Annotated in this window: 13 protein-coding genes and 2 pseudogenes; 8 read left to right on the top strand and 7 right to left on the bottom strand. The window is 36.6% G+C overall.

Annotated features, from left to right (window positions below; all coding sequences use genetic code 11):
• Nucleotides 1-159: 159 nt before the first annotated feature.
• The 3 genes from MSVAZ_RS09725 to MSVAZ_RS09715 all read left to right on the top strand — a co-directional run bounded on the left by MSVAZ_RS09725 (nucleotide 160) and on the right by MSVAZ_RS09715 (nucleotide 3,523).
• Nucleotides 160-1,164 carry an STING domain-containing protein gene (locus MSVAZ_RS09725; RefSeq protein ID WP_048120580.1) on the top strand — a complete coding sequence of 335 codons (1,005 nt, stop codon included), beginning with the start codon at nucleotides 160-162 and terminating at the stop codon, nucleotides 1,162-1,164.
• A 504-nt stretch (nucleotides 1,165-1,668) separates the two neighbouring features.
• Complete coding sequence (locus tag MSVAZ_RS09720) at nucleotides 1,669-2,559, top strand: DHHA1 domain-containing protein (RefSeq protein WP_048120572.1); 891 nt, start codon at nucleotides 1,669-1,671, stop codon at nucleotides 2,557-2,559.
• Nucleotides 2,560-3,067: 508 nt separating this feature from the next.
• A complete protein-coding gene (locus MSVAZ_RS09715; RefSeq protein WP_048120571.1) occupies nucleotides 3,068-3,523 on the top strand; it encodes a hypothetical protein in 456 nt (151 codons plus the stop codon).
• A 523-nt stretch (nucleotides 3,524-4,046) separates the two neighbouring features.
• Here the strand turns inward: MSVAZ_RS09715 and hisI are convergent.
• Both hisI and MSVAZ_RS09700 read right to left on the bottom strand, forming a co-directional pair.
• Nucleotides 4,047-4,415, bottom strand: a complete 369-nt coding sequence (gene hisI / locus MSVAZ_RS09705) for a phosphoribosyl-AMP cyclohydrolase (RefSeq protein ID WP_048123866.1) — start codon at nucleotides 4,413-4,415, stop codon at nucleotides 4,047-4,049.
• Nucleotides 4,416-4,506: 91 nt separating this feature from the next.
• Nucleotides 4,507-6,486, bottom strand: a complete 1,980-nt coding sequence (locus tag MSVAZ_RS09700) for an amylo-alpha-1,6-glucosidase (protein ID WP_048123865.1) — start codon at nucleotides 6,484-6,486, stop codon at nucleotides 4,507-4,509.
• A gap of 183 nt (nucleotides 6,487-6,669) precedes the next feature.
• On the opposite strand from MSVAZ_RS09700, the gene MSVAZ_RS09695 reads away from it, so the two are divergent.
• The 4 genes and pseudogenes from MSVAZ_RS09695 (at nucleotide 6,670) to MSVAZ_RS09680 (ending at nucleotide 10,983) form a co-directional block, all read left to right on the top strand.
• Nucleotides 6,670-7,824, top strand: a complete 1,155-nt coding sequence (locus MSVAZ_RS09695; protein WP_048123864.1) for a hypothetical protein — start codon at nucleotides 6,670-6,672, stop codon at nucleotides 7,822-7,824.
• A 291-nt stretch (nucleotides 7,825-8,115) separates the two neighbouring features.
• Nucleotides 8,116-8,436, top strand: coding sequence for a HesB/IscA family protein (locus MSVAZ_RS09690; RefSeq protein ID WP_048120566.1), 321 nt, complete (start codon nucleotides 8,116-8,118; stop codon nucleotides 8,434-8,436).
• Between the two features lie 69 nt (nucleotides 8,437-8,505).
• A complete protein-coding gene (locus MSVAZ_RS09685; RefSeq protein ID WP_048120564.1) occupies nucleotides 8,506-8,868 on the top strand; it encodes a nascent polypeptide-associated complex protein in 363 nt (120 codons plus the stop codon).
• Nucleotides 8,869-9,395: 527 nt separating this feature from the next.
• A pseudogene (locus MSVAZ_RS09680) lies at nucleotides 9,396-10,983 on the top strand (IS1634 family transposase).
• 344 nt (nucleotides 10,984-11,327) lie between these two features.
• On the opposite strand, the gene MSVAZ_RS09675 reads toward MSVAZ_RS09680, so the two are convergent.
• The 3 genes from MSVAZ_RS09675 to MSVAZ_RS09670 form a co-directional block, all read right to left on the bottom strand.
• The gene (locus tag MSVAZ_RS09675) at nucleotides 11,328-11,759 is read right to left on the bottom strand and encodes a response regulator (protein WP_048120562.1); all 432 of its coding nucleotides are present in this window, start codon (nucleotides 11,757-11,759) and stop codon (nucleotides 11,328-11,330) included.
• Nucleotides 11,760-11,797: 38 nt separating this feature from the next.
• A complete protein-coding gene (locus MSVAZ_RS20845; protein ID WP_198146731.1) occupies nucleotides 11,798-11,947 on the bottom strand; it encodes a hypothetical protein in 150 nt (49 codons plus the stop codon).
• Between the two features lie 521 nt (nucleotides 11,948-12,468).
• Nucleotides 12,469-13,143: a class I SAM-dependent methyltransferase gene (locus tag MSVAZ_RS09670; protein ID WP_048120559.1), complete on the bottom strand. Its 675-nt coding sequence runs from the start codon at nucleotides 13,141-13,143 to the stop codon at nucleotides 12,469-12,471.
• Between the two features lie 844 nt (nucleotides 13,144-13,987).
• On the opposite strand from MSVAZ_RS09670, the gene MSVAZ_RS09665 reads away from it, so the two are divergent.
• On the top strand, nucleotides 13,988-14,950 hold the full coding sequence (locus MSVAZ_RS09665; RefSeq protein WP_048120557.1) for a glycoside hydrolase family 130 protein: 963 nt from the start codon (nucleotides 13,988-13,990) through the stop codon (nucleotides 14,948-14,950).
• A 278-nt stretch (nucleotides 14,951-15,228) separates the two neighbouring features.
• Here MSVAZ_RS09665 and MSVAZ_RS21820 read toward each other — a convergent pair.
• Together MSVAZ_RS21820 and MSVAZ_RS21815 are read right to left on the bottom strand one after the other, a co-directional pair.
• Nucleotides 15,229-15,830: pseudogene (locus MSVAZ_RS21820) on the bottom strand (ISL3 family transposase); the annotation flags it as partial.
• Nucleotides 15,716-16,258, bottom strand: a complete 543-nt coding sequence (locus tag MSVAZ_RS21815; RefSeq protein WP_394297487.1) for a helix-turn-helix domain-containing protein — start codon at nucleotides 16,256-16,258, stop codon at nucleotides 15,716-15,718. The pseudogene MSVAZ_RS21820 and the gene MSVAZ_RS21815, both read right to left, overlap by 115 nt.
• Between the last annotated feature and the right edge of the window lie 167 nt (nucleotides 16,259-16,425).

Genomic DNA, 16,425 nt, shown 5'->3' with positions numbered 1-16,425 from the left:
TTTATATTATAAATTTATTTTTATTAATAAAATATGATGCCCTGCTATTTATCTAATATAATATAAATATATTATAATTTCAGTCTTTATAGTAGCTAGTTTTATAAGTTTGATAGTTAATATGTTATTATGACAAATCGTTGTTTCGTTATAGGGCCAATGAACGAGAAACATATTAAACTTTTGGAATGGCTCGCTCATGATGTAGTAGAAAAGATTCTTGAGAATAATAACTTCGAAGTCTTCACGCCTGATGTGCCAGAATTCGGGAATATTATGCACCATATTATCCGTTCCTGTGACAGAGCACAGCTAGTAATTGCTGATGTCACCGGAAACAATCCAAATGTCCTTTACGAAATGGCTATTATCGATGCAATGGGAAGACCCTGCGTTCCTGTCAAAATAAGAGATGTTGCAGATAATGAAAAAGATCTCCAGCTTTTTGATAGGGCTCAATATCGCCACTTTGAGATTAATGCTCGTGAAACGGAAGAAGCCATAAATAAATTGGGGCCGGTTATCCACAAAGTTCTTCAAGCACGGCAAGATGGAGATCTAATAGAGAATCCTATGACAGATTACTTTGGAATACCATTGAATAGTATGTCTTCAGCTTATGGGATTGCCAGAAGTTATTATCGCAATTTAGTAGTTCCATGTTTTGAAGGAAAAATAATAGATGGACCTGATTTTGCTTTAGAGGAAGAGAGTCAAATAATTGATAGAAAAATGGTTTGTATCATTCCTGGGAATTTGGAACAAGCTACTCGCCGCGAAATTGATTTTTTAGTTAAAAGAAGAAGTTTTGTTCCTGTCAAATTGAATGCTTATGGAAGAGAAATCACTATATATTTATTGTCAGACGAGATTTTACAGAATGCGGATCCAGTTATTGTTGACATTCCTACTACATTAGCGAGTCTGAGAGAGAGTGTTCTTTCCAGATTAGGTAGAAATGCAAATCCCAAGCCAAATTCTCCTGATTATCAGGAAATTCAATCCGATGAAATTTTACAGTTTAAACGTTACCTTGAGAGATTTGCATATAATGATTTAGGCACTCATTCATCAAATATTCTAAGAAATTTCAAAACTTTTAATATTAAAGATATCAAAGATCTCAAAGCTACCGAGATTAAAAATTTGTTTGAAAACAATTAAGGAATATTATTTAGTAGATTCTTTGTATCCTCTTCAAATTGTATGGGTAAAAGTAAATTTCACGTATTTACTAAATAGTTAAAAATTTAACCAAGTTTAAAAAAGAACTTCAAGAGATGTATTCAACTTTATAAATGTATGATAAAATTATGCATATTTTTCGAGTTGGAAAATTCTCCATCGAATTTGAAAAGAATACGATTCTTTTTTGTTTTACTGTTAAATATTAAACTATAGCTTGGAAGAATAGGCAATTTACTGAGAGTTTTTAAATGATGAATGATTCTCCCTCCTCTCTTTCACTAAAAAGGTTGTGTATGATAAAAAATGCGGAACAGTTTGCAGCAAATTAAGAATTTTGCAGACCCTCTTTCCTATTAAAATGGAGGAAACTAGATGTCAACATACGCAAACGTCATTATCCAAGTGACATCAATAATAATTGCCTATATTTCAGACTATGTGAGTTACAAGTGTAGGGATTTACCAAAGGAGTAGAACTAAATGATTGTTATATATCATCACGATGACCTTGACGGTCAGTGCTCAGCAGCTCAGGCCAGAGAGGCAACGGAAAAAACTACCTATAATCCAATAAAATGCATTGCAGTGCAGTATAGTGGCAATACATGGAAAAAAGAAGAAATCGAAGAAGCTAACGAAGTCTATGTCCTCGATTTCACTTTTCCAGATATGGAAACTCTTGTAGAAATAGCAGGAAAAAAATTAATATGGATAGATCATCACAAAACGACAATGGAAGAGCACAAGGAATTGTGGAACTCAAACATTCTGGGAAAAAGGGATATCACAAAAGCTGCCTCCCAGCTTACATGGGAATATTTTAAAAATGATCAGCCACTCCCTACAGCAGTTGAGTACATTTCTAGGCGGGACATCTGGCAATTCGGGGACAAGAAGGAGGAAATTTCAGCATTTACGGAAGCTTGCCAAATTCTTATTCATTCCCCAGAAGATGAAGACTGGAAAGATTTGCTGGCATCGAGCAACAATGGAAAAGAAAAAGTTGAACTCTACCTAATAATTGGACGTGCACTTGCAGACGTACAGAAAGTTAGGATTGAGAAAGCGTTTGAAAGAGGCACAGACATCAATTTTCACGGTCTCAGAGCGAGACTTATCAATACTACATCGGATGCCAGCGACATTGGAGAATATGTTTACCAGAAGCCAGAATATGATATAGCTGTCATGTGGCAGATCGTTAATGATATGGTTCAGGTATCGCTTAGATCGAACTCTACAGACTGTGCCGAAATAGCTCAGAAATATGGTGGAGGAGGTCACAGAGGAGCGGCGGGCTTTAGGGTCAAAAGCGGCGGAGAATTTTCGCTCAGACTATTTGCGACAGATGTCGCTTCAAGTATTCGTTAACTCAACAAATAATCTTATTTTTTGGATGCATTCATAATGATAACATTATTTATATAAAATTAGCCACACAAGGATTCAGTACCAAAATTCAGTGATTTTATATTTAACATTCTTCAATGAATTTTTGTACTGGGTTAAATTTAATCATAATTATTTTGAATAAAATTATCATTTAAACTTTTAAATTCTAGTTTTAATAAATATAGTAATCTAATAAATATTTAAAACTATTTTGAATATCAAAAATCGGATTGTAATTAATATCGGTTTCTAATTTATATTTCTACAATTATTATATGCGCTGGATAATAATAAACTAGCGATACAATAAAAAATCACTTTTAGCGGCAAATAATGAAGCAACATAGTTTACTCATTAGATAGTCTTCCAGAAATGTAAGCAGATTACTTATTCTTAAATCAAGTAGATTTGCCCATAAAAAGTGAATTGGGGAACCAGTAAAGGTGAAATTGTATCGAACCTAGCAGAATGATGGAGATGATATAGATGAGAGAACAAAGATATAACAAAATAAAGAAAACAGTCTTTATTTTGTTAGCTGTCTTTTTAGTATTATCATTGACAGCTGCATCAGCAAGTGCATGGTATTCAAAGACTAGCGATGGCAAATGTAAAGAGGTATCTAAAGAAAAGGGAGTTAAAGAAAAAGTCGCTAAAGAGAAACCGGTTAAAGAGGCAGTTAAAGAAAAAGCTGTTAAAAAGGTAGCTAAAGAAAAGGTGGTTAAAGAGGTAGCTAAAGAAAAAGTGGTTAAAAAGGCAGCTAGAGAAAGAGTCTTTGATCGAAAGGTAGTAGATAATGATAAAGTGGGCACTAACTTGTTAGACTTCGTAGAAAATAGCTGGTTCGGTACCAGTCGGGGATGCAGTTGTGACAATGGATGGGGATGCGATTGTGACAACGGATGGTTCGGCGACGATTGGGATGACTGTTGGGACTGTTAATTGTTGACAATCCTAACAATAGATTAAACTGTAGATAAATTATACTAATACGGTTCATTTGTACACTCCGCATCGGATTGCAGAAATAGTGAAACAGTGAAACTCTAAAAGTATATTGAGTCTTTTATGGATAGGACTATATGCAGTAAATGAGCTAAAATGAAGTGCGAAGAATTCTGTAACAAGTATTGTAATAAGTATATTTCAGATTGCATACCGCTGTTTTTTGATTTAACCGCGTAAGTCCTCTCCATAAAATATAAAAATGAAATAAGAAACAAATAACTCAATATTTTTTTTATTTTCTTTAATTCTAGTTTCTTTAATTCTAGTTTCTTTAATTCTAGTTTCTTTAATTCTAGTTTCTTTAATTCTAGTTTCTTTAATTCTAGTTTCTTTAATTCTAGTTTCTTTAATTCTAGTTTCTTTAATTCTAGTTTCTTTAATTCTAGTTTCTTAAATTTTAGTTTTTTCAATTTTAGTTTCTTAAATTTTAGTTTTTTCAATTTTAGTTTCTTTAATTTTAAGGTTTATATACCTCATCAGGCTCAAAGACCTTTTCTCCTACAACCTCTCCTTCAAGGTTTCGATAAAAACAGGATCTGTATCCCATATGGCAGGCTCCCCCTACCTGTTCCACTAGCAGGAGAAGAGAATCCATGTCACAGTCGACCCTGATTTCTTTCACTTTCTGTACATGTCCCGAAGTCTCTCCTTTTCTCCATAACTGCTGTCTGCTTCTGCTCCAGAAGTGTGCGATTCCGGTCTCCACGGTCTTCTCAAGAGCTTCCCGATTCATATAGGCGCACATAAGCACCTCCCTGCTAAGCTGGTCCTGAACCACAGCAAGTATAAGACCCTTTTCGGATTTCAAAGAATCAAAATCAATCATGGGAGATAGATTGCAGAACAAGTATAAAAAAGAGAGGGCATTAGATCTTAAGGGAAGCGCAATAGAGACGAAATTAAACCTGGCTCTTTTTTCAGGGTTTGATCCCAAGTACATCCTCAACATATGCCCTTAAAATTTCCGCCACACTCCAGGCCTGGGCAATGCAGCCTCCTGGAGTGTAGGGATAATCCCCATCAAATACTTCGGAAATTGTGCCTATGCCTGCAGTTTCAAGGTTTATATCAAAACCCTGCAGAAGAGCCCGCATATTTTCAAGGCTTTCTTTAGAATAGTTGTGAACCTTCCGGTAAGCTTTTACATAAGCGCCAAGTAACCAGGGCCAGACTGTCCCGTTATGATAAGCGGCATCTCTGGCTGCGGCATCTCCTTGATAGTGTCCTTTATAAGCGGGATGATCACTTGAAAGAGTTCTAAGTCCAAAAGGAGTCAGGAGATCTTTTTCAACTCTGTTCACTATTGCTTTTTCTTTTTCAGGTGAAAGGATAGTATAAGGCAGGGCTACTGCGAAAATTTGATTGGGGCGGATCGCAGGGTCTTTAACCTCATTTCCTGCTTTGTCCTGAGACACGAGGTCAAAGAGGCAATTGGTCTCAGGGTTCCAGAAAACACTCTCAAAATTTGAAGCCACTCCGGCTGCAAGAATTTCATATGAGGAAATGTTTTTTCCTAAATAGGTGCCCAGATTGGAGGCTGTTTTCAGGGCATTATACCACAGAGCATTAATTTCACAGGCTTTACCTGCTCTTGGGGTCACTGCTTGTTCCCCTATTTTAGCATCCATCCAGGTTAGCTGAGGGCCCTGCCGGATAAGATAATCGGAGTCCATGCCGATCCCAAAGTCCGTACCTTTGCGGTAATTCTCTATGATATTCTCCACGGTATCCCAGACGTCCGAGAGGAAAAGGAAGTCTTTCGTATATGCGAAGTATCGGCCCACAGTGTGAATAAACCAGAGAGAAGCGTCCACAGTGTTATAAATTGGATCCCCTCCAAGTGCCAGGAAAGCATTCGGGATCAGTCCTTTTTTACAATTCCTGGAGAAGTTTTTGAGAATGAATTTTGCCTCCTCAAAACGACGGGGAATTAAAAGCAGGCCAGGCATGGAGATCATGGTGTCCCGCCCCCAGTCAGAAAACCAGTGATATCCTGCAATCACCGTACTTTCACCTGAAGAAGGATTCTTCACTATAAAAGGGTCTGTTGCCCTGAGAAGCTTAAGAGCAAAGGGTTCGGTAAGCCTTGAATTGAAGGCAAGAAGATTCTGTCGGTAAGTTTCCCTTGTATAGAATTCTTCGACCTGTTCGAGAGTAAGAGACGAAATATCTTCGGTTGAAGCGGCAATGAAAAAATGGGAAGTGCCCAGTTTGAGTTTGCTTTCAAAGTAACCCGGATTGAAATTATCTTCCTGGAAGTTGAGTCCCCTTTGCTTCTCAGCATCATATTCAAAGTTATAATACCATTTGGGATCGGAATGATACTGGAGATTGGATGAAAGCGAGAAGGTAAAGCCGTTTGAGCTTTGCAATTTTACTCCTTCAGGGTCGGTTTTCTGAGTAAAGGAAAGTTCTCCTGAGCGAACAGTGTAATGGAAATTTCTGGAATTTACCAGTGGAAAGATCCTTAGCAGAGCTCCTTCTCTCCTGGACTTGATGTCATAGAGAATGCAGGTTGTGTTGCTATTGTGAGTCATGAAGACTTTTTTCTTTATGGTAAAATCGCCTGGCTGGTAAACCCAGAGAGGAAAAGGAACAAGGATGAATTTGGAGAGGTAACTAAAGCCTGAAGGAAAAACAGTGCCAGGATACTTATGGGTTGCAAGCCGATAAACTTCCTTGTTAATCGAAATTTCCTCATCAAGGGAAGAAAGCAATACAAACCTTCCTGGAGAGTTTTCTGGAGCTGCCACAAGCAGTCCATGATAAGTCCTTGTGCCTGCCCCTATTACTGTAGATGAGGCATATCCCCCGAGTCCGTTCCCTACGATCCACTCTTTCTTTATCCCTTCCTCGTATGTGGAAAAGGAATCTGCTCCAAACCTGATTCCACTCAGAATTCCACTCATAATATATGTGGTTAGGATTTAATTTCTTAAATATTTGTATCCCTGGGAATAAAAGTTGAGGAGATCTAAGAAGGGAAAAAAATCAAGTTATAATAAAATATGCCAGGTTATTAAATTTCTAATGTAATCATAAACTATTTTAGCTGTGCAGGATATAAGAAAGTGAGAATCATGAAGCAAGACCTTTTAGAAATCCTTGTTGATATCTTCAAATCCTCCGGATACAATGCCACAATATCCAGCCAGTATGACATTTTTGTGGAGAAAAACAGGCATAAAGCTTATGTCAAATGTGCCCTACAGCCAGGTCGCGAGGAAATAAAAGCTTTTTCAGAAAAGATAGTGGACTGTACAGGAATCTATGTGATGACCCAGAAAGGGCCTGAAGAATTAATTGATTATGCAGCTGAACTTGGGATCCATGTTTGGAATAGGGATGAACTGGCTCTTCAAATTGGAAGATCGGTTCTTGTAAATCTGGAGCAGAAATCAAAGATTTCGTATCCTGAAACGGAGGCTCAAACATCAAATGATTCACGAGACCAGCACAGGCAAACAATTTTCGAATTACCTGTCGAAAGCTGGAAGTTAAAAAAAGAATCCAGAGAGAAACCTTACTTTAAAGAAGATCTCTTGCCTCTGCAGAACCAGCAATCAGAGGCTGAGAAAATTCATTTTGAATATCAACCTCTGAGACGGAGCTTGGAAGAGAAAAAAGAGTTAAGGAAGCCGGAACAGGTTGAGGCCCCGGAAACTGAATCGTACGAAATGCTGAATATACGGTCTGTAGAACCAAGGATTTCTAAAAACCAGGCTATTATTATTGCAAAACCCTATATATACAACTCTATGGATTCAGTTTTAAAGTTTGTACCTTTCTGGAAATATAGATACAATGTTGAAGCAGAAAAACGCTTCAGGTCAAAAGTCCTGAGTATTGCCGGAAAGGGAAAGGGTTTTCTTAATGCTCTAAATAAGTCAAAGGAAGAGATGGAGATAGAAGGGTTTGGCACACCTACAAGGGTTCCTGCCGTGCATTACGAGTTAAAAAGACCGAATGTGGACAAAAAACAGGCAGAAAGGATTCTTCTGGACTATATTAAAGAGGAAAATACACGCGAGATACGTTTTAACAATACAGAAGGACAGGCTGTTATATATGAGCACAGGAATATCGGCCCCAGGTCTGATGAAATACAGCTCGATATGGAGCTTGTGTATATCCCTGTCTGGGAAGTGAAGGGAAAACGTAACTCCGTGGAGATTAATGCTTATAATGCAAAGGTTCTTGAGGAGCCTGTTGATGAAGATGCTGAATTTCTGTGAATCAGGAATCTGAAAAAAGTATTAGAAGAAAAATATATAAAATAGAAAATAGATTTATATATACTGGCAGAATAGAAAGGATTTCTTGAAAAAGAATCCAGACCCTATCCTCCAAGATTCCTGTGAAAAAGTCTTTTTCAGAAAAAAGCGCAATTTTACGATAAATGTTATATTTGACCGATGCAAGAGTATATAAAGTTTGGAAATTATCCTTGAGCTGTAACGGATGGCATCTTATAGGAAATAAAACCACAACTATGTAAGTATGAAAAATAAAAAAGAGGTGCGTAAATGATAGAAGTAACAGACAAAGCTGCTGCAGAATTGAAAATACTGATTGAACAGGAAGAGAAGCCTGAGCTTGCTCTCAGAATTTTTGTTGCCGGGGTTGCCTGCAGTGGAATTCAGTATGGCTTAGCCTTTGATGATGAAACAAAGGAAGATGACGTGACTATGGAAAGTAACGGGATTAAACTCGTTATGGCAAAAGATATAGAGAAGAACTTTTCTGAGGGCAGTATTGACTTTATTGAGGACGAAAACGGAAAGGGATTCCTTATCCGCAATCCAAGTGCCGGCGCTGGATGCGGCACCTGTGGTGGATGCCATTAAATAAGTAAAATTGCGCTGATATTGAACCTAAATCTGAAAAATAAACGAAAATAAAGGAGAAGTAAGCCTATGTTCCCAGGAATGGGAGGTATGGGAGGCCGGGGAATGAACCCGGCTAAAATGAAGCAGATGATGAAACAGATGGGGATTGATGTTAAAGAACTCAAGGACGTTCAGGAAGTAGTAATAAAGACTGCAGACTCTAATATCATTATAGAGAATGCAAATGTCACTATCATGAAAGTCCAGGGTTCGGAAACATACCAGATCGTAGGTGACGTAAAAGAAGTCCCGAAAGAACTGGAAATTCCCTCTGAAGATATAAAACTTGTAATGGAGCAGACCGGTGTCTCTGAAGATGAAGCCCGGAAAGCCCTGAAGAACTCAAATGGAGATCTGGCAGAAGCCATTGTGGCACTTTCTTCTGCCTGACTTATTTTTTTGTGGATTTTTATAATTCTTTCCCGAGTCCCGTCTCGGGAGGACGGTGTCCTTTTCGCTCACATCGTTCGCTCAAGAGGGCTGAATTATGGGCTTGAGACACTGATTTTCAATTTGTCCATGGGTATATTTACCCAAATTACCCAAATTTCGTTTGGACTACCAATAAGCGTGATCACACTTTTTTTAAAAAAGCTTGCCTGCAACCCTTTTGAAAAAAGGCTTGATCGAAAACCCCAATAACCGTTTGAGTTTGATAACCTTATCCCCAAACCCTATCGGCGTGATAAACCGGCGCAACGGTTTGTGATAAACCGGCGCAACGGTTGCGGGTCAACGTTTGCGAGTCAATAGTTGTTAGACGATACATTCTAACCTTAATTCCCAAATTTTAAGCGCATAATTCTTGTATCCCTATTTTGCTCAATTAATTCGTGTGCAGATGCATGCGAACTTATTCATTTCCAAACAACAATTCAAAACTTTTATATACTCTTATGTGCTTATATAATAAGCACATGAAGTCCACACTCCGCATCAAGAAAATAAATGGAATTGAGTACTGGTACGAAGATATTCCTTATTACGATAAGGAAAAGAAACAAATTCGCCATAAATCCAAATATGTTGGCAGAAACATAAGCGGTAAACCTGTTAGAGTTCGTGACGCATTAAACTCTTCCGATGAAATCGTGCAAGATGAGACTTCTTTCGTTTCCAGCAAACCTATAAATGCTTATAACTATGGTGAGTTCCTTCCATTGCAAAAAATCGTAGAAGAACTCAAAATTGAAGAGTATCTTGGTGATCTGTTCAATGAGAAAGACAGAAACATGATACTTTCAATGGCACTTAATCGTGTAATTCGTCCTACAGCTATGTATAACCTTAAAACCTGGTATGAGAATTCTGTTCTTTCTCTCCAGTGGCCTGAGTTACCCTTGAAAAGTCAAAACATCAGTAATCTACTTGCAAAAGTAGGTAATAGCGACATTCCATCCATGTTTATGGGTAAAATGTTTAGAAATCTTGGGACAAAACGCACATTAATGTACGATCTTACCAGTTTATCGAGCTACTCACAACTAATTAATCTTCTTGAATACGGATACAATAGAGACAATTGCGATCTTCCTCAAATAAATCTCTCCATGATTGTGGATAAGGAAAAAGGAATTCCCGGTGATGTATGACATCTATCCTGGAAGTATTGTAGACGTTACAACTCTTAAAAATACTCTAAAAAAGATAGAAGCTCATGGAATGGAAAACTATACACTGGTAATGGATAGAGGATTTTTCAGCAAGGGAAACATTGAGGAATTAGTAAGGGAAAAGATTCCTTTTATTATGCCAGCTACAATGGCACTTAAAAGTGTCAAAGAGCTTATGAGTTCAGTACAAAAAGACATCGAAAGTCCGGAATATCTTCATAAGTTTCACAAAAAACCAATATTTGTAAAGCCAGTGACTCTTGAGGAAAAGGAATTCAAGATCAATGGATACTGTTTCTATGATCCAAAGAGAGAAATGGACGAAAAAAGCACATTTTACTCCCGTCTTTATGATATGAAGGAAAAACTGGAAGAAACAGCAATACCAGGATGGAGAAATGCGGCAGAGGTGTTCAAAGAGAGAGCAAGGGAAATGGCAAGTTTCTATTCGTGGAAAAAGATAGATGACCATTTCAAAATCAATATCAAGAAAAATGCAGTATCGCAGAGAATAAACAGAATGGGGAAGTTTTTCCTTTTTTATTATGGAGAACGTGATTGGGTAGAATGTCTCACTTACTACAGAGAAAGAGATATTGTTGAGAAAGGATTCAAAGTAATGAAAAATGATATTCAGTCGCTTCCACTAAACACAAACAAAGATTCAACAACAAAGGGATTCATTTTTGTCTGCTTTATCGGACTAATTATTAGAATGAAGCTACTGAGTATGATGAAGGAAACAAAAATTATTGAGGATTATACAGTAGAGAGTTTACTTTTAGAGCTTGAGAAGATCAGAAAAGTAGAACTGCAAAATGGAGAGGTAATAGTTACAGAACTCACAAGAAAGCAAAAAGAAATTATGGAAAAATTGAATTTATGCGCTTAAAAAAAGCGGAAGTCAGGTTCTAAAGAATGAGTGCTGGGATACTTTCAGCTTTTAGTGGGTCTCATTGATTCAAAATGGAGATAGATAAGATGTTTTTAGGGAAAGAAACCATTTTGAAGAAAAAACTTTCTTAGTTTCAATTTTACAGGTGAATCAAAATAGTGTTTTGTCTTTTATACAAGGAGTCAGAGGATCCTTTTACCATTGGATGAGATTATTCTCTCTGCTTATTTTCTCCAATTTTAATTTTACTTTTTTCTGGTTTTCAAATCCTCTGTATCCAGTAAGAATTTCGTCTAAAGTTTTTATCGAGATCTGACAGGTCCCTGTATGCAGTAAAACATTTACTCAGGAGTCTTTTCATTTTCTTTGCCAGCTTCTTTTTCAGTTTCTTTTTTTTCGGCTCTGTGCTTGTGAAGTGCCATTTCGATATTGCTGTGCAGGTCCTCTTCCTTAAAAGGTTTTGAAATATATCCTGCAGGCTCTGTCGTTTTTGCCCTCTCAAGAGTTTCATCATCAGTATAGGCGGTAAGATATAATACTGGAATTCGGAGCCGGTTTTTAATTTCACGGGCGGCCTCAATTCCGTCCATTTCACCTTTTAACATGATATCCATCAAAACAAGGTCTGCATTCGTCAATTCTGCTTTTCTTATTGCTTCCTCTCCTGTGGATGCAGTACCCGGCACAGTATAACCAAGATTTTTCAGTTTGTTTCTGATATTAAGAGCCACTATATTCTGGTCTTCGACAACCAGAATTTTTGCTTTTTTCATTGTATCTCCCCTTTGATATCGGATAAGCCTCCGGATAATCAGTTGTTTTCCCTACATAATATTTTGAAGGTAGTCCCTGAATCTTTTTGAAGTTCAATTGTGCCTTCCAGTTGTTCAACAAGAATGTTTGCAAGCTGTAGACCCAAAGAACCAGTGTTCCTGAAATCAAGACCTTCCGGAAAACCCAACCCATTGTCCGAAACTACCAGTAAATATTGACTACTTTTATTAATTGAGCTCTTTGCACCAATATTATTGGTGATATTACTTATACTTTTATTCTTTACATTCTCGTCAGCTAGTTTTATTCGGATTTCTCTTTTCTATTCTGATGTTTTATCCCGGTTATTTCACGTTAATTATATTCAATAGTTTCGATTTTGATAACTAAAATATTACATATTATGAATCTTCTATCAAAAATATTTATTTTTTTTGAATTTTGTTCTTTGCAGGTTGCCTCAAAACTCGACTCATTTCTACAATTAGATAATTGGAATTGTTGACTTTAAATTCATATCGAAAATTATTCTGAAATTCAGGTATGTATTTGCCTTGAAATATAGCACATTATCCTGCTTATAGAATCAAATATAGTTTTGAGACCGCTTGTTTGAGTTAATTTTATACTGACGTTTTTATACTGACATTGCAAATCCAAACGTTAGTGAAAAATAAAATATAAATAACAGTTAAGATAATCCCGAAACTATACCTTTTTCCCAAACATCACTGCAAATTGGTAGAATTTATACATACAGCTAACATCACAAAATCCTGCTTCTTTAAGCCAGTTGATTTGTTGATCTAATGTTGAGTCCTTGTCAAGCTTAGTTCTTTCATAACCAGCGAGGAGTTCTTCTTCGGGCAAACCACTATTCTCTACATAATGTTTCCAGATATTTTTGTTGAAGTTTTCTATGAAAGGAGTTTCTCCATGTACCTGATCGGCATTAATAATAATCCCATTTTGTTTAAGTAGAGAGTAACTTTTTTTGTAAATTTTCTTCTTCTCTTCGTCTTCCAGATGATGGATAGATAGAGCAGACACTACCATATCATAATCTTCGACGAAAGAATACTTTGAATAATCTGCTACAATATATTTTACGTTTGAGTTACCTCTAAACCGGTCTTTTGCTATATCCAGCATCTTCTCCGAGATATCAATAAGAGTAAATGAGGCATCTGGATATCTTTCCATCAAGAACGCTGATAAAAGTCCTGTTCCAGCCCCCATATCCAGTATTTTTGGATTTTCCGTGTTTACGGATGCCACGGATACTGACACTCTATAAAAATCATCGAAACAAGGAATAAACTTCTTTCTCTGCTCATCATATTTTTTTGAAATTTCGTCAAACTTTCTTTTAATTTCGCTCATTTTTTTCTCCAAAATTTTATATTTTTGCTTAACTTTGTTCGCATCATTCAGCCAGGGGCTATATTAGTTTTTTATTACTAAGAGAGCGCAGAGGGTCACGAATGCCCTGTCCTTTAAAATCTGTCCGACAATTACCTCAGGTAATAAACGAATTACTTCACTTTTTAGACAATTAATTGATGCAAAAGGCTTTGTATTCTATGACATTTTATTTATTTGGTTCTTCGCTGTTTTGTGTGTGTTAAAAATAATTGATCAGTTAAAAAAGATTCAAATCTAATAGAGAGACATCAAGCTTGAATGTGATTTTCAACAACAAACTTTTCTAAATATTATATATGTCACTCTCACATATAGAAAGTGGGTATAAATTACCCACTCGAAACAGAGAAGAACCGAATAACAGATTTAGGAAGATCAAAAAAGTTTAGTAACTTTCAGCAATAGAATAACTGTTACTGATATTGCGGAATAAAAAAGCCTGCTTTTTTACCTATCTAATGCTTATCTAAAACCTAGAGCTTATCCGAAATCAGTAAAAGCGTGTTTTAATGTTGCAATAGGTCTATATATAGATACAATAAGTCTATAATATCTAGCATCATCAGGTATTTAACTACAATATCTAGTGTCAAGAAAACTTAGTTATTGCTTATCCAGTAAACTTTGAATCGTTGTACGCTGATGAGAAGGCACCAAGTATTATGCCCAATAATTAACTTGCCATGACACTAGCATCACCAGATATCTATCACTATTCAAATTGTGTATGTGGCCATTGTAATATTTTCAATTCGTCACACATTTTAGGATAGGCTCTAAATCAGGAGGAGTGGGGAATAATATGATCTGGAAAGATGAAGGAGAATTATTTGTAAGATATAAGAAGAATCCGATACTTACAGTTGATTATTGGCCGTATAAGGTCAGTTCGGTATTTAACCCTGCAGCGATTATGGTCAACAATACAACTATATTACTGGTACGGGTTGAAGACCACAGAGGTTTTTCCCATCTTACCGTAGCTAAAAGCAAAAATGGAATTGACGGTTGGGAAATTGATCCCAAACCAACCTTTTCCTCGGATCCAACATACTATTCTGAAGAGATATATGGTATTGAAGATCCACGTATAACTTACATTGATGAGATGGAAAAATGGGCTATAGCTTATACGGCTTTTTCGGACTCTGGTCCATTAACGTCGCTTGCCTATACCGATGATTTCACTAATTTTGAGAGAGTAGGGCCTATAATGCCGCCTGAAAATAAAGATGCTGCTATTTTTCCTACAAGACTTAATGGCAAATGGGCAATGTTACACAGGCCCGTATCTAACATTGCGGGTGCAAAGGCAAATATCTGGATATCTTTTTCGCCTGATATGAAATACTGGGGAGAACATGAGGTTCTTCTGTATGCCAGGGAAGGTGGATGGTGGGATGCACGTAAAATTGGATTAGCCCCTCCGCCAATGAAAACATCTGATGGATGGTTAATTATGTACTATGGGGTACGTCAGACAACATCTAAAACGAGCTATCGTCTCGGGCTTGCCCTTCTTGACCTTGAAGATCCTACAAAAGTGCTCCATAGGTCAGAAGGCTGGATTTTCGGGCCTCGTGAAATGTATGAGCGGACTGGAGACGTTAATGATGTTGTTTTCCCGTGTGGATGGATCCTTGTGGGCGATGAACTCCGCATTTATTACGGAAGTGCAGATATGTCTGTAGCAATGGCCAGTGCAAAAATGAGCGACATTATGCAGTATATCCATGAATGTCCAGGGATGCAATGTCCTGAATAATACTGCAGATAGTTTGAAAAATAGTGTAAATAACTTGAAAAATATTGCAAAGAACTTGAAAAAACAGAATACAGGAACAACTCTATTTTTTCGTTAGAACTAGCTTGCTGCATGCAAAATCCATATATCATTTGGAGATACTGGGCTCACTGCCAAAAATTGCCATTATATATGAGGTCCCAGGGTTTCCGGGTCAATAATAAATTATAAGTTATGTCATATATTTTTATTTTTTCTGCTTCTATGTTCTAAATGGGAATTTTAGGCTCTTCGTCATTTCATATGGGTAGTTTGAAATCTAACTTTCCTAATTTTAGATAGATCATAGTAATAAAATACTTAGTGTTTCGATACCCTCTCGCATTTCTTTTTATTAACTGTACAATACTGTTAATACCTTCCACAACTCCGTTAGTAATCCTGGAATCAAAGTAGTTTAGAATTCCATCCCAATGACTTTTAATGGTTTTAGCAACCTCAATTATTGCCTCTAATCTGCTATGAGTTGCCCAAAAATACCACTTTTTTAGATATTGTTCAGCTTCCTCTCGGCTTTTGCATTCCCAGAACTTTCTAAGACTTTCTTTTATATTATATGCTCTGAATGTATTCAGTTTTTTATTTTGGAGGTTTAAAAGCTTTTTTTTCTGTTTATCAGTTAGATTTTCCTTGTTCGTAATCCATATGAATTTGGTATTTTTGAGTTCCTTGGTTTTTTTTGTTCTTGTATCCTTACTTCATTTAATCCTTCATTCATCGCTTTCATCACATGAAATCTATCGAATGTAATTTTTGCATCTGGAAATTCTTTAGAAATTCCACTGATATATGAGGGAGACATGTCGCAACATACTGATTTAATGTTGCTTTTGTTTCCATTATGATCTTGCAGATCTTTGCTAAAACTGGTAATAGTCGAAGAGTCTTTTCCTTCACAGCAAATATTACTTTTGAATCTTTTATATCAACAACAAGAGTTATGTATTCATGTCCTTTCTTGCATGAAGTTTCATCTATACCAACAACACATACATCCGATAAATCCTCTTTAGACCTTGCATTGTCAGTGTAATGGTTTATGACTCTCCAAAGTTTCGTGTCATTTTCTCCAAGCAACTTCCCAATTTGTAACACTGGCATTCTTTTTGAGAGCTCCAGGATATGAGCTTCCATTCGAAGAGTAAAGTTGCTTTTTTCGCGAGCCCATGGAACTTTTATTTGGAGAACTCCACATTTTTCACATTCTATTCTTGGAATTCTACAGTATAAATATGTAGAATATTGAAAGTAGTTAATGTGCCGTAACACTTTTTCCTTAGTATCATAAGCTGAGCAGTTTGGTTTGCCACACTTAGGACAGGGAAATTTGGAACCACGTGTAAAATCAATCCAAATATTAAGTTTTTCAGATGTTAAATCAAATTCAGTACTGGTTATTTGCCAAGGGTCTTTGACATTCAAAGGTATTTCAAATG

This window comes from Methanosarcina vacuolata Z-761, from assembly GCF_000969905.1.
In the GTDB taxonomy this organism is placed as follows: Archaea; Halobacteriota; Methanosarcinia; order Methanosarcinales; family Methanosarcinaceae; genus Methanosarcina; species Methanosarcina vacuolata.
The sequence above is the reverse complement of the archived record's forward strand: the minus strand, read 5'-3'. Positions and strand labels throughout refer to the sequence as shown.

Bases quoted from the DNA above. Each gene is read 5' to 3' on its own strand.
- MSVAZ_RS09690 (WP_048120566.1), top strand. From the start codon at position 8,116: ATGATAGAAGTAACAGACAAAGCTGCTGCAGAATTGAAAATACTGATT.
- MSVAZ_RS09685 (WP_048120564.1), top strand. From the start codon at position 8,506: ATGTTCCCAGGAATGGGAGGTATGGGAGGCCGGGGAATGAACCCGGCT.
- MSVAZ_RS09715 (WP_048120571.1), top strand. From the start codon at position 3,068: ATGAGAGAACAAAGATATAACAAAATAAAGAAAACAGTCTTTATTTTG.
- MSVAZ_RS09670 (WP_048120559.1), bottom strand. From the start codon at position 13,143: ATGAGCGAAATTAAAAGAAAGTTTGACGAAATTTCAAAAAAATATGAT.
- MSVAZ_RS09725 (WP_048120580.1), top strand. From the start codon at position 160: ATGAACGAGAAACATATTAAACTTTTGGAATGGCTCGCTCATGATGTA.
- MSVAZ_RS09665 (WP_048120557.1), top strand. From the start codon at position 13,988: ATGATCTGGAAAGATGAAGGAGAATTATTTGTAAGATATAAGAAGAAT.
- MSVAZ_RS09720 (WP_048120572.1), top strand. From the start codon at position 1,669: ATGATTGTTATATATCATCACGATGACCTTGACGGTCAGTGCTCAGCA.
- MSVAZ_RS09675 (WP_048120562.1), bottom strand. From the start codon at position 11,759: ATGAAAAAAGCAAAAATTCTGGTTGTCGAAGACCAGAATATAGTGGCT.
- hisI (WP_048123866.1), bottom strand. From the start codon at position 4,415: ATGATTGATTTTGATTCTTTGAAATCCGAAAAGGGTCTTATACTTGCT.
- MSVAZ_RS09695 (WP_048123864.1), top strand. From the start codon at position 6,670: ATGAAGCAAGACCTTTTAGAAATCCTTGTTGATATCTTCAAATCCTCC.